The following is a 591-nucleotide window of genomic DNA, read 5'->3' as shown; positions in this document are numbered from 1 at the left end:
GGCCATCAGGCGGTTGAAGGCGCGGATGCGCGCCGGGCTGTCCAGGTGGCGGCGCAGGTGGGCGCCGGCGTAGGCCCAGCTGCCCACCGACAGATAGCAGATCACGAAGTAGATCCCCGCAAACAGCCACACCCGGGCCGGATCGCCGTCGGCCAGATAGGCGCCGGTGCCGGCCACCGCAGCCAGCCAGGCCTTGGGGTTGAGCCACTGCATCACCGCGCCGGCGACGAGCGTCGGCCCCGCGTCGGCCGGCCCGGCGGCGAGCCGGCCATCATCGGCCGCCAGGCGGATCGCCAGATACACCAGAAAAGCCACGCCGGCCCAGCGCACGAGGTCGGTCAGGCCCGGCCAGCGCAGCAGGATCTCCTGCAGGCCAAGGCCGGTGAGCACCAGCAGCACGGTGAAGCCGACGGTGGCGCCGGTCACGTGGCGCAGGCTGGCCCGAAAGCCGTGGCGGGCGCCGGCGCCGAGGGCCACCAGATTCACCGGGCCGGGGGAGAGGGAGGCCGCCAGCGCAAAGGCGGCCATCGAGAGGACGAGGTTCATGGACATCACCGGAAGGGGTTCGCAGGGTACGAACCCCAAGGTAGC

1 protein-coding gene is annotated in these 591 nt (G+C 72.4%); it reads right to left on the bottom strand.

What is annotated here, in order from left to right; genetic code table 11:
• Positions 1 to 546 (bottom strand): LysE family translocator (locus tag L6Q67_RS24110; RefSeq protein ID WP_296576227.1); only part of this gene is annotated, 546 nt, incomplete at its 3' end.
• Between the last annotated feature and the right edge of the window lie 45 nt (positions 547 to 591).

The organism is Zoogloea sp. (genome assembly GCF_023150065.1).
Taxonomy (GTDB): Bacteria; Pseudomonadota; Gammaproteobacteria; order Burkholderiales; family Rhodocyclaceae; genus Zoogloea.
The sequence above is the reverse complement of the archived record's forward strand: the minus strand, read 5'-3'. Positions and strand labels throughout refer to the sequence as shown.